Annotated in this window: 9 protein-coding genes; 4 read left to right on the top strand and 5 right to left on the bottom strand. The window is 43.6% G+C overall.

Going from position 1 to position 13,039, the window contains the following annotated elements; translation table 11 throughout:
- Nucleotides 1-243: 243 nt before the first annotated feature.
- Together clpB and ACIQ6T_RS10765 are read right to left on the bottom strand one after the other, a co-directional pair.
- Entirely contained in the window at nucleotides 244-2,844 is a 2,601-nt protein-coding gene (gene clpB, locus ACIQ6T_RS10770) for an ATP-dependent chaperone ClpB (protein ID WP_395786258.1), read from the bottom strand.
- Nucleotides 2,845-2,959: 115 nt separating this feature from the next.
- A complete protein-coding gene (locus ACIQ6T_RS10765) occupies nucleotides 2,960-6,241 on the bottom strand; it encodes a PAS domain S-box protein (protein WP_395786256.1) in 3,282 nt (1,093 codons plus the stop codon).
- Between the two features lie 74 nt (nucleotides 6,242-6,315).
- Here ACIQ6T_RS10765 and rsmA point away from each other — a divergent pair, with 74 nt between their 5' ends.
- The 4 genes from rsmA to ACIQ6T_RS10745 all read left to right on the top strand — a co-directional run bounded on the left by rsmA (nucleotide 6,316) and on the right by ACIQ6T_RS10745 (nucleotide 9,333).
- A complete protein-coding gene (rsmA, locus tag ACIQ6T_RS10760) occupies nucleotides 6,316-7,098 on the top strand; it encodes a 16S rRNA (adenine(1518)-N(6)/adenine(1519)-N(6))-dimethyltransferase RsmA (RefSeq protein WP_395786254.1) in 783 nt (260 codons plus the stop codon).
- Nucleotides 7,099-7,174: 76 nt separating this feature from the next.
- Nucleotides 7,175-8,551 carry a magnesium transporter gene (gene mgtE / locus ACIQ6T_RS10755; protein ID WP_395786252.1) on the top strand — a complete coding sequence of 459 codons (1,377 nt, stop codon included), beginning with the start codon at nucleotides 7,175-7,177 and terminating at the stop codon, nucleotides 8,549-8,551.
- A gap of 3 nt (nucleotides 8,552-8,554) precedes the next feature.
- Nucleotides 8,555-9,010: a D-aminoacyl-tRNA deacylase gene (gene dtd, locus ACIQ6T_RS10750; protein ID WP_395786250.1), complete on the top strand. Its 456-nt coding sequence runs from the start codon at nucleotides 8,555-8,557 to the stop codon at nucleotides 9,008-9,010.
- Nucleotides 9,007-9,333: a nucleotide pyrophosphohydrolase gene (locus tag ACIQ6T_RS10745; RefSeq protein WP_395786248.1), complete on the top strand. Its 327-nt coding sequence runs from the start codon at nucleotides 9,007-9,009 to the stop codon at nucleotides 9,331-9,333. Before dtd ends, ACIQ6T_RS10745 begins: the two co-directional genes overlap by 4 nt.
- A 3-nt stretch (nucleotides 9,334-9,336) precedes the next feature.
- Here ACIQ6T_RS10745 and ACIQ6T_RS10740 read toward each other — a convergent pair whose 3' ends face one another.
- The 3 genes from ACIQ6T_RS10740 to ACIQ6T_RS10730 form a co-directional block, all read right to left on the bottom strand.
- Entirely contained in the window at nucleotides 9,337-9,993 is a 657-nt protein-coding gene (locus ACIQ6T_RS10740) for a hypothetical protein (RefSeq protein WP_395786246.1), read from the bottom strand.
- Nucleotide 9,994: 1 nt separating this feature from the next.
- Nucleotides 9,995-11,677, bottom strand: coding sequence for a hypothetical protein (locus ACIQ6T_RS10735; RefSeq protein WP_395786244.1), 1,683 nt, complete (start codon nucleotides 11,675-11,677; stop codon nucleotides 9,995-9,997).
- A partial coding sequence (locus ACIQ6T_RS10730) for a tol-pal system YbgF family protein (protein WP_395786242.1) occupies nucleotides 11,674-13,039 on the bottom strand: 1,366 nt, incomplete at its 5' end. The genes ACIQ6T_RS10730 and ACIQ6T_RS10735, both read right to left, overlap by 4 nt.

The following is a 13,039-nucleotide window of genomic DNA, read 5'->3' as shown; positions in this document are numbered from 1 at the left end:
TTGAGATCGTAGGAGTACTTGATTTTTCTTGACATAAAAAAACACCCAATAAGTTGTCCAACTTTTTGGGTGCAGTTCATACCTCGCGTCTATTTAAATTAAGACGCAACGTATTGCGTCTCTACAAAACAAAAAAGACGCAACGTATTGCGTCTCTAAATGATTATAACCTTAAGGAATCGGCGCAAGCGCCTCAAACTTTGGCAAAGCTTAAAGCTTTGCCAAAGAACAGGGCACTCTCAATTAAATCTCTACCTCCACATTCTCAAAGGTTAAATTCCCCTCCTTATCCACATCCATCAGCACCGCGGAATCTTTCTGAATCTTACCCGATAAAATAGACTTCGACAATTCATTTAATACGACCCGCTGGAGCACACGCTTCATAGGCCGACCGCCATACAAGGGATCGAAGCCTTCTTTAGCTAATTTATTCAATGCCTCCTCCGTCGCCTCAATCGTAATTTGTTGCTCCGCCAAACGGTTTTGAACTTCCTTAAATTGAATCGTCAAAATCTTACGCGCATGTTCCTCATTCAAAGGCTCAAACAACACAATCTCATCCACCCGGTTTAAAAACTCCGGACGCACCTGCTGCTTCAATAAGACCATCACCTCTTCCTTCGCCTCCTCCAATAAAATGGCATTGTTCCAACCTTCCATTTGGCCTAACTTTTCCTGAATGATATGACTACCAATATTCGAGGTCATAATGATGATGGTGTTCTTGAAATTCGCCGTCCGACCTTTATTGTCGGTCAAACGCCCCTCATCCAACACCTGCAATAAGATATTCCAAACATCAGGATGCGCCTTTTCGATCTCGTCCAACAAAACAACTGAATACGGCTTGCGGCGCACAGCCTCGGTCAATTGGCCTCCTTCGTCATAACCGACGTACCCCGGAGGCGCGCCCACCAAACGCGAAACGGCATGGCGCTCTTGGTACTCCGACATATCAATGCGAACAATCGAATTTTCGTCATTGAACAAATAAGCAGCCAAAGACTTCGCCAATTCCGTTTTACCTACACCCGTCGTGCCTAAAAAGATAAAGGAACCAATAGGTCTACGCGGATCTTGCAAGCCTGCACGTGAGCGACGCACCGCATCAGAAACCAATTCAATCGCTTGATCCTGCCCCGCTACACGTTTGTGTAATTCATCTTCGAGGTGCAACAACTTCTCTATATCCGTTTGCAACATTTTGCTAACCGGAATTCCCGTCCATTTAGCCACTACCTCGGCCACATTCTCCGCCGTTACCTCTTCCTGCAACATACCCTTTTCCCCATGCGAATTCGCTTGCAAATCCTTTAATTTTTGCTCAGATTCCACCAAACGACCATAACGAATCTCAGCTACTTTGCCGTAATCACCCTGGCGCTCAGCTTGGTCAGCCTCTAATTTCAACTTATCTATCTGCTCTTTTTCAGCGCGAATCGTGTCTAATACGCCTTTCTCCGACTGCCATTGTGCTTTCAACGCATCGCGCTTTTCAGACAAATCAGCTAGCTCACGATTTAAGCTAGATTCTTTCTCCTTGTTATTTTCCCGACGAATCGCCTCGCGCTCAATTTCCAACGACATAATCTTCCGCTGAATATCATCAATCACCTCAGGTACCGAATCAATTTCCAAACGCATTTTGGCAGCCGCCTCATCCATTAAGTCGATGGCCTTATCGGGTAAGAAACGATCAGAAATATACCTGCTAGACAACTCCACCGCCGCAATAACCGCATCGTCTTGAATCCGCACCCCATGGTGCAATTCATATTTATCCTTAATTCCCCGCAAAATGGAAATCGCATCCGCCACATCAGGCTCATCCACAAGCACAGATTGAAAACGACGCTCTAAAGCTTTGTCCTTCTCAATGTATTTTTGATACTCCTTTAACGTCGTCGCACCTATCGCATGTAGTTCACCACGTGCCAAAGCCGGCTTAAGTAAATTGGCCGCATCCATCGCTCCTTCTCCACCACCACCCGCGCCAATCAGCGTATGAATCTCGTCAATAAACAAGACGATCTCTCCGTCCGAATCCGTCACTTCTTTGATGACCGCTTTTAATCGCTCCTCAAATTCACCTTTGTATTTGGCACCTGCGATCAATAAACCCATATCCAACGACATGATAATCTTGGATTTCAAATTCTCTGGCACATCACCCGAAACGATTCGTTGGGCCAAACCCTCCACAATGGCAGTTTTACCTACACCGGGTTCACCCACCAACATCGGATTATTTTTAGTCCGACGGGATAGGATTTGTAGGACCCGACGAATCTCCTCGTCACGACCAATAACCGGATCGATTTTACCCGCCTTCGCCAATTCATTTAAATTCTTACCGTATTTTTCCAAAGATTGGTAAGTACCCTCTGCATGTGGATCGTTCACTTTTCTATTTCCTCTAAGTTCGATGATTGCTTGTTTAAAATTTTTAGTCGTTAAGCCGAGCTTTTTCAGCGCATCGGCCACGGAATCGTTTCCATCCAATAAGGATAAAAACAAGAGCTCTACGCTTACATACGAATCGCCAAAATCTGCTTTCAGTTTATCCGCCCGCTGCAAGGCTTGTTGTAAGGAATTACTTACATAAGGCTGCTCTCCCGATACTTTCGGGTAGCTGTTCAAAATTGGGCCTAAACTAGTTTGAATTTGACTCGGCGCTACACCTAATTTCTTGAGCAGAAATGAGGCTGTTTGGGTGTCATCTTGTAAAATCGCTTGCAATAAATGCCCAGTCTCAATGGCCTGTTGGCCCCGCTCCTGCGTAATTTCCATCGCTTGCTGAATGATGACACTCGCTTGGGAAGTATAGTTGTTTGGATTCATGTGGTTATTATAGTTGCGCTCGCTAGATGCAATTGCTTAGCCATGTACAAAACCCGGAAAATTTGTCGGTGAACGAAGGTACTCAGACGCGAAAAACGTGCCAATATGGCTTGTATTAGGCGAATCTGTCCGAAATTACTTGTTTGAATGTAGCAAGTGCGTCCTTCAGCGCTACGATCTCAACAGCAAATTGACTGAACTCGCAGACTTTGGCCTTCAATTCAATTTGTTCACAAAGGATATTCACTTGTGCGGCACCTAAAGTACCCGAATTTCCTTTCAGCGTATGTAACTCCGACTGAACACCCTTGCAATCGTTCGCAGCGTAGGCTTGTTCGGCAGCGGCAATTTGCTCCTCCGCTTCCGCAATGAATTCTGCCAACATCCCTTGTACAAATGCGGGATCTTCCCCAACGGCATCCGATAGGGATTTTAGTACCTCCTCGTCAACGACCTCATTGGAAGTATCGCGTTCAAAATCTTCGGGAGCATGGCCATCGTGTACCCATTTGCCCACGAGTTGTATAAGTTGTTGCGCGCGAATCGGTTTCGCGATGTAATCATTCATTCCTGAAGCTAAGAATCGTTCGCGATCTTCCTTCATGGCATAAGCCGTCATCGCAACGATGGGTGGCAAAGCAATTCCCTTGGTATGTAAAAGGCGCGCAGTTTCCATTCCGTCTAATTCAGGCATTTGGATATCCATTAACACCAAATCAAAGTTGGCATCCTCCATCAAACAATCAATCGCCTCTTGTCCACTAGTCACCGTTTTAACCACACAACCGGCTTTAATCAATATCTGAGAAGCCACTTTGCGGTTCGTTGCATTATCGTCAACCAGCAAAATGCGCGCATGTACTTCGGTTAAGGTTCCTGCAATATCAAATCGTTTCGCCAGTGAAATTGAGGATGCCTTAGACGCATCTCCAATCGCTAATTGGACCGTAAACCAAAACGTACTACCCTTTCCTTCCTCTGATTCTACTCCTATTTCCCCTTCCATCATTTTGCAAAATTCCTGCGAAATAGCCAATCCCAAACCAGTTCCTCCATAATTCTTGGAAGTTGAATTGTCCAACTGCTGAAAGGCCGAGAATAATTTCTTGAGATTCTCTCCACTAATTCCTATTCCCGTATCAGTTACGCGTACCATCAATTCGACATGTTTGGCATCCACTTTTACGGCCGAAACTGAAATCATCACCGATCCATTCTCCGTGAATTTCAAGGCATTGGATGTGAGATTTGATAGAATTTGCAATAAGCGTGTCTCATCGGCCACGACAACTTTAGGCACATCCGCAGCAATACTATAAGCCACCTTATTCCCCTTCTGGTGCGCAATTGGCGTAAACAAGGACATCAGTCGGTCCAATAAATCTTCAAATACCAAATCAGCCGGATGAAGCACCATTTTTCCAGCTTCGATTTTGGCTAAATCCAAAATGTCATTCAGGATATGTAAAAGCGTTTCGGATGACTTCCGAATGGTTTGTAAGTAATCTTGTTGGTCCTCGTTCAACGGCGAATCACACAGTAAATCCACCATACCAATCACCCCGTTCATCGGCGTACGAATCTCATGCGACATATTGGCCAAAAACTGTTCCTTTACTTTCAACGAATATTCCGCCTGTTCACGCGCCTCAACTAATTCGGTTTGATATTTCTTTAAATCCGTGATATCCCGCGCAATGCCCGAAACCTCCGAAATAAGCGCTTCAGATTGGATGGGGTTTAAATAGATTTCCAACCACTTTTGCTCGCCGGATTTGGTCATCAACTCCAATTCAAAATGTTGCTTTTGACCCCTAAACGCGAGTTTATATTTATCTTCAAGCGGTCGGCGTTCTTGTGGGGCCACCAACTGGAATCCCATGCTTTCCGTACTGAAATTCAATTGCGGTTTAATCTGCAATTGTTTTTCAAGTAGTTCGGCGTATTCTTGGTTGAAACTTGTCAACATAAGTCGTTTATTCACCGACCACATTAAGTGGGAACTACCCTCAAAAATGGCATTTAATCGGGCTGTCTCTCTAGCCAAAGCTTCTTCTGCTTGCTTGCGCGCAATGGCCACGGCCACTTGGCTCGAGATAAAATCCAGTAATTCCAAATCACGATTCTCGTATTTATTCGCACGCTCGTAGGATTTGACACCAATAATACCGGTTACCCGGTCTCCGATACGCAGCGGCACGCAAAGCATCACTTTAGGTACGACACCATAGAGGTAAATTTTCTTATCAGCAGCTAATTGGTGTATATCGTCATCATGCAAAATCAACGGCTTATTCGCCATAATTGCATATTCCGTCAGTCCATTCCCCAGCTTACGCTTGGTAAAATGAACGCGGGAATCAAAATATTCATCGATGTAATACGGGAAATACAAAAAGCTTTTTCCCGGATCGTATTGGGCAATAAAGAAGTTCTTTACGTCGATAACCTCGCCCAACTGCTTGTGAATATTGACATACAAATCATCCAAATTGGTTGAATTGATCGCAACCTGCGCAATGGATGAGAAAAGTTTATTCGCGCGCTCCGCACGAACTTTCGCCGTGGAATTATGTAAAATACAACGGTAAGCAGTGGGTGTTCCGCGTTCGAGCCGACAACTCGCTGAACCGGAGACGTATAAGCGCCGACCGTCCTTTCGCTTGAATACAGCCGTAAATTCGGGTAGCTCTTCGCCACGGGCCAATAAGTCGAATTGGGCTTGTGTATTATGCGCAAATTCGGGATGCAAGACATCTTGAATTTTAAGATCACGCGCTTCCTCCTCGGAATAGCCCATTGTGTCAAGCCAAGCTTTATTGACAAATAAAAACCGACCCGTTACCCCCGTAATTTGAATAAGGTCGGTCGTATTATTAATTAAATCGCGCAGTTGGGCATTCGATCGTGAAAGCGCTTCCGTCACCTTTTTTCGTTCGGTGATATCCTCCCCAATGATACTCAAATATGATGTATTGTTGGATTCCTTCACAATCGTAGAAGCCACTTCCACCCATTTCATGGAACCGGTTTTGGTGATATAATTTCGTTCACGATCTTCAAACAAACCACCTGAATCGATGGCCTTCTGGAAGGAGGCACGACGGTCCTCTGTTTCACCCTGAGGCAAAAGCGTAGCAAAAAAATCTTTTCCGTTTAATTCATTTGGCTTGTATTCAAACAACGCGTGCGTGAACGCATTTGCAAATACGATGGTGCCGTCGAGCGCCATGATGATACCAAATAACTTTAGGCTTGCAAGGGTATTAATGAGGTTTTCTTTCGATGTCGCTTCCGAGGCAATTCCATCGTTAATTTCCAAAATGTCCAATTGCTTTTTCAGCTCCTGGATTTCGTGAATTAGATCTTCCTTTGTTTTGTTTGCCCAAACTGCCATGGCATTAATCCCTTTTTTTGCTTAAATGTACAAAAAAGGGCGTAATTTCGCGTACCCTTTAGCCCCAAGAACACGTGCAAGTAAGAGCAAAAAAGAGTTTAGGCCAACACTTTTTAAATGATTTAGATGCCGCCCAGCGTATTGTGGATGGTTTGCAGCCACAAGGTGAATACCAAAAAGTCTTGGAAATCGGCCCAGGGATGGGGGTTCTCACCCAATTTCTCGTTAAAAAAGAAGCCTACGAAACGTCCTTAATTGAAATCGACAAAGAGTCTGTCGACTACCTACGGAAAAACTATCTAGAATTTACAGGTCCACGGCTAATTGATGGCGACTTTTTACGCTACCCTTTGGAGAAGATATTTGGTGAAGAAAAATTTGCCATCGTAGGTAACTTCCCCTATTTCATATCAACTCAGATTTTTTTCCGCGTCCTGGAATACAAAGATCAATGCATCGAAGTCGTGGGTATGCTGCAAAAAGAAGTAGCGATGCGCCTTGCCGCTAAACCGGGCAACAAAGACTATGGCATCTTAAGTGTCTTATTACAAGCCTATTACGATGTAGAATACCTATTTAGTTTAGGCCCCGAAGTATTCACGCCCCCACCCAAAGTAAACTCAGGCGTCATTCGTATTCGCCGCAATTGGGACAAAAAATTAGCTTGCGACCCAGCGAAATTCAAGATTGTCGTGAAGATGGCATTCAACCAGCGGCGCAAAACCTTACGCAACGCCTTACGCGCCATGCAATTACCAGATCACCCTTTGTTGACCAAGCGCGCCGAACAATTGGGCGTCGCTGAATTTGTGGAATTGACCTATTTATGGGAAGCACAAGGTTACCCAGGCGCATAATTTAACGGTTTAGAGACATACTTTTTCCGTCAAAATTTCCGTACTTGCGCCTTCAATCTTTTCAAAATCGAATCTCATGGAAGAAATCAACGTTCAGCACCTTCCGTTCGAACTCACAAAAGAGTTTTTAGAAGATATTCGCCAGCTGATTACAGCCCAAGCGAACGAAGAGATTATTGCCAAAATTGAAGACCTTTTCCCTGCCGATATCACTAGCATTTTATATGAGTTAAACGGCGATGAATCGAAATATTTAGTCCAATTACTGGACACAAAAATTGCGGCTGAAATCATTTCAACTTTAGACAGTGATGACCGCAAAAAGTTCCTCAAGAACTTTACCTCCAAAGAAATTTCAGCATACATTAACATCGTCGATTCCGATGATGCGGTGGATATTCTGAACGAACAACCCGTCCGCATTCGTGAGGAAGTGATCGCCCTTTTGAAGGACCGCGAACAAGCGCGTTTCATTATTGACCTCATGCATTACGATGAAGATTGCGCAGGCGGTTTGATGCAGAAGGAGTTGATTAAGATTAATGTCACACAGACCGTGACGGAATGTGTGGAGGAGATTCGCCGACAAGCCGAAGATGTAGAGAAAGTCTATTCCGTCTATGTGGTGGACGATGACGGATTACTTTTAGGAACAGTTTCGTTGAAAAAAATCATTTTGGCCAAACGCGGATCCAAGATTCAAGATGTCTACGAAGACGATGAAATCGTCTCTGTTCAGACCTACAGCACCGGCGAAGAAGTGGCCGATTTAATGCAAAAATATGACCTGGAAGCCATTCCTGTCGTGAATATTCAAGGCCGTTTATTAGGCCGAATCACCATCGATGACGTGGTCGATTTCATCACCGAATCCGCGCAAGAGGACATTCAGGTCATGGCCGGTATCTCGGAGGATGTTGAGGAAGATGACTCAGTATGGCTTTTAGTTCGTTCGCGTTTACCGTGGTTGATCGGTGGTATGGTGGGTAGTTTTTTAGCTGCCAAAATCATTGATCGCTTCGATGATACCATTGCCATATTGCCCGCTATTTCGGCGTTTATTCCCTTGATCGGGTCAACGGGCGGAAACGTGGGAATTCAGTCCTCTTCTTTAATCGTACAATCACTAGCAGATAAAAGTGGTTTAGATACGACCCTCTGGAAACGTCTCCAAAAAGTATTTGTCGTGGCCTTAATCAACGCACTGATTGCAGCCATTTTTGCATTTGGTTGTTCCATGCTCATTGATAATGGTGCCATCATGTTGTCCATCACGGTGTCACTTTCGTTATTCGCCGTGGTTATGTTGGCCTCCCTCATGGGAACCATTACGCCTTTGGTGTTAAACCAACTCAAAATTAATCCAGCCATTGCATCCGGACCGTTCATCACAACGACCAATGACATCTTGGGCTATGGTGTTTATTTCCTCATCGTCTATTTCTTATTGTAGCAGATGATAGCCGTTATTCAGCGCGCAAGTTCAGCCCAGCTTCACATTGAAGAAAAATTGCATGCCTCCATCGGCAACGGATTCGTAATTCTACTTGGCATACATGTAGATGACACTCCGGCCGACGTCACCTATATAGCTGGAAAAATCCACGGTTTACGTATTTTTTCCGATGCGGAAGGCAAAATGAATTTGGCACTTGCGCAGGTGAACGGGGAGATTTTATTGGTTAGCCAATTTACGCTCCATGCAGATACCCGGAAGGGAAATCGGCCGAGCTATCTAGCTGCGGCCCGACCGGAACAGGCGATTCCCTTGTATGAACAAATGATTCATCAGCTTTCAGAAATGATGGGTGGACCGATACAAACGGGTGTTTTTGGTGCCGACATGCAAGTAAGTTTGTGCAACGATGGTCCAGTGACCATCATCATCGATTCTAAAAACCCAGCGATATGACCTTAGAAGAAGCCCAAAAACAAGTAGACACCTGGATTCAAACCGTAGGAGTTCGGTACTTTAGCGAACTCACCAACATGGCCATGCTGACAGAAGAAGTAGGCGAAGTAGCGCGCATTATTGCCCGTCGCTACGGAGAACAATCTGAAAAGGAATCCGACAAGCAAAAAGACCTGGGAGATGAAATGGCGGATGTGCTGTTTGTGTTGATTTGTTTAGCTAATCAAACAGGCGTGAACCTCACAGAAGCGCTGGAAAAAAACATGCAAAAGAAATCGATCCGCGATGCAGAGCGTCACCACAACAATCCCAAACTCAAATAATCTTTACTTCGCTGGCGGGATTTGATTCGCTGAAATACGTTTGCTGATCGATTTGCCTTCCTCCTGATTCGGGATAAATGGCTTAATCAATGAAATCATATCCAGGCTTGGATTCAATTTTTGAATGGCCTCGTGGCGCACATCGAATTCCGTTTGACCGGAAATTTGGGTGTATTCCGCGTCCGATAAGCCATCGTGCTGATTGCCAGTATTGCTAAACGTAGCTAAATGAATTCCGGCCAACTTACCGCCTTCCCAAGAAACCACTTCCCCACCGTGGGCCCAATTGAAACCTGATAGTGTGAAGTTTTTAGCATTGAGTTGTTGGACATCTTGCAAGGGAAGTCCCAAGTAGAGCCCTGAATCTGTCTTCCAAGCAGATGATTTTCCTTGGATGGTTACGTCAACAATCTCACCCGAACGATAATATACATTGACTTGCTTGGACGTTCGAGGGAAAATCATGGACCCTTGCAAGGTATCTGCGCCGATGACCCAGCTCGTGTCTGCAACGACATTTTCTTTTCCATATTTGGTTTGTAGGCCGGCTAAATTAGCGCAAGCCAATACGTCATTGAGTGATTGAGTAGGAACTTCTGTTTGGGGAGATGAGCAAGCGAAAACCGTTGCTAAAAGGAAAAGTAAACCTAATTTTTTCATACTAGAACGAATAAGCCAGGGTTAAATTAACTTGACGTCCCTGATTTTGATACTGATTGAACCGTTGGTACGTTTTGCCCAACAAGTTATTCCCTGAAAGACCCAAATTAACATTCCGCTTCACGAAATAATTAATTTTAAAGTTCAAATCTACGATATCTTCTAACTGCACCAACTGATTTTGCGCAGGATTTAATGCATACAAATCCTTGATCCAGTATACATCGGGTGAAATAAACACCTTATTGGATAGCTTCCAGGTATTCGTCCAGCTCATTGTCAACCCAGGTTTGTGGGAGGCTTGGAAAACGGTGTTTAATAAGGAATAGCGCACATGGTCAACTTTCAAACTGGAGGTAAAGGCATTGGAAACATGCACGTTTACTTGACCGATAATGTTAGCGACTTGAATTTTTTGAATTCCACCGATGTACAAAATTTGAAAACGAGAAGCATCCGAAGGGCTATTAATAAACGTAGGCAAATCAGCATACTCCGCATAATTATACTTGATTTCAAAATCGACATTTTTGTTGCCAACCCCCTTAATACCTCCAAAAAGATTACCCACCTGACTCGTATTTGTAAAGCTAGTTGGAATGGCCATCCATGGATTTTCAGACAAAAAGGATTTAAGTGTATTGAATTGTACATCGCCACCGATTCCGCCAAACAAATGAATGAAATCAGACACACCAAAATCAATCTCAAACTGTGGGAAAATACTTGTCTTCGCAACCGCATCTTTCCCCTCCAGTTCCGTCGCCACGAGAATCCCCGCATTGACACGAATACGCGAACTGGCATACGCAATACTTGGGTTAACGCGATAAAATGAACGCAATAAGGGCTTATTCCCCAGCGCCGAAACATATTCTCCATGGATATAATCAGCGTCCAAACGGGCTTTGACCTTCTCTGATAAATCCTTGGAATAGAACAAGTGAGACTTCGCAATTAACTCCGAAAGTCCTGCTGGGTTCTGCAATAAGCCCGCATCTAAGGTCAATTTATAATCTGAATGTACATTTTTACGCGCACTCAACACCTTGCCCAACACGTTGAAATACGAATAATTCAAGCGAATATCCGCAGCCTTAACAAAACTAGGTATTTCAGGCAAGCCATAGGCGTGGTTGACTTGTCGGCTGGCCGACACACTCCCCTCCCAGAAATTCACAGTTCCTAAATATCTGCTAACCAAACGGGCTTGATTTTCACTTCGGGCAGAAAATGTCGATTTCACTGGACCTTGCGAATTGGCATCATGGTTTAAGTAAAAACCAATAAACTTATTTTCTTTCGGCGAATGACTCGCATTAAAGTTTAACAAGGTATGTCCATAATTGCCCACGCCTACTTGCAAGACATTATCGTATTTCTCCCCAAAAGCCACTTTAGCTGTATCGCGGGAACGCATATCCTGCGCGGGTGGTGCTTGGATATTTGGCAAAGAATCGCTTGGCCACGTGAGACTCGTCGCTTGTTGCTTCATCTCCTTGATGCTCAAAGGCATCTTAAAAGACTTTAATGGCAGGTATTGACGTTCGGATACCTTCAGTTGCCACAGGGACTTCGCGCCACCTGGAACTATAATCACTGTTTTGTCAATTTCCTGTGCGGAAATATTCGAGCTAATTACGCTCGCAGCAAGGACAAAAAGAATAGTCGTTATACCCCTCATTTACTTAATTCTTCTAATTTTTTCTTTGCCTGCAACAGAATGCTTTCATCACTCATACTCGACAAAATACTATCTAAAATGACTTTGGCTTGTCGGCCATTCTTGAGCGCGATGAAATTATCAGCCATAAGTAAGAAGGCCTTTCCTACCAATGTGTCCGCTACTTCATAAAAGCGAGCACCTTCTTGGCTAAAATACTGCTTAATTAAGTCCGTGGAACCTCTGTAATCACCTGATTGTGAATGAATTAAAGCCACTTGAATAAGTGCTTGCGCCCCTAAATCCATACTATCTATTTGAACAACTTTCATAAAATGACGTTCAGCATCTACCTTGTTTTGCTTAATCAACCAAGCTTGCGCGATATTGAAATGCAATTGAGATTTTTGCTCTAAATCAAAATCTAAGTCCATCATAGACTCAAGATTATTTAATTGATCCGAGGCCTTATATATATCAACTAATACAGGTCTAGCTTTAAATTTAAACGCTTCATTCCCTGACTTATCTACTACTAAATCAGTAAGAAAAGCAGCCGCATTTACGGTATTTTTTTGTTCCAATTCAATGGAAGCAAGCAACCATAAGGCTTCTGATTTTTTCGACGTTTGATTATTCAAATTAACAACTCGTTTCAAGTAGGTCGCTGAATTCCTCCAGTCTTTCGTTTGAAAAGTACCAAACCCGAGCATCCAATAAACTTCGCCTATTTGGGCGTAATTCGGGTATTTAGAAATAAATTTGGCAAGCTCTGGAACGGCTATACGGTATTTACCTGAGTTAAAAATAGACTGACACAAATCAAAAAGCTCTTCATCATCCCCTTTTTCCTCGCCGTTTACTAAGGAAAAAATCTGACGTAATTCAAATATTTCTTCGCTTCGACCTTCACGCTTTAATATTTCACTAGCCCCAATTAATGCCTCCCTAGATGTAGAGTCTTTTGTGAATTCACGAACTAATCGCTGGTAATCAGCTAATGCCAAAATCCATTGATTCGTAGCTTCATACGTTTCCCCACGTAACAATAAGGAAGAACTTAAATAAGAATTTCCTAGCGTGGTTTGTTGTATAAATGCACTTAAGGAAGAAATTAATTCCGCAAAAACTAGTTTATTTTGAGATCTAAATCGAGCCAAATTTGCCAAAAATAATGCCTCATCATGCTTAGAACCATTTTTACTTACTTGGCTTAATTTTTCATAAACTAAATGTGCTTCTTCAAATCTTCGCTCATTCATTAACACGGCAGCTTTACGCTCTAATAAAGAATTCATCCCGGTTTGACCTAGTGCTATACCTTGATCAAAATAAGATAATCCTAAATTAATCTTACCATTAGCAATGGCCGTTTCACCTGCA

This window comes from Aquirufa sp. (genome assembly GCF_044377215.1).
Lineage (GTDB): Bacteria > Bacteroidota > Bacteroidia > Cytophagales > Spirosomataceae > Aquirufa.
Note: the sequence above shows the minus strand (reverse complement) of the source record. Positions and strands in the feature narration are given on the sequence as shown.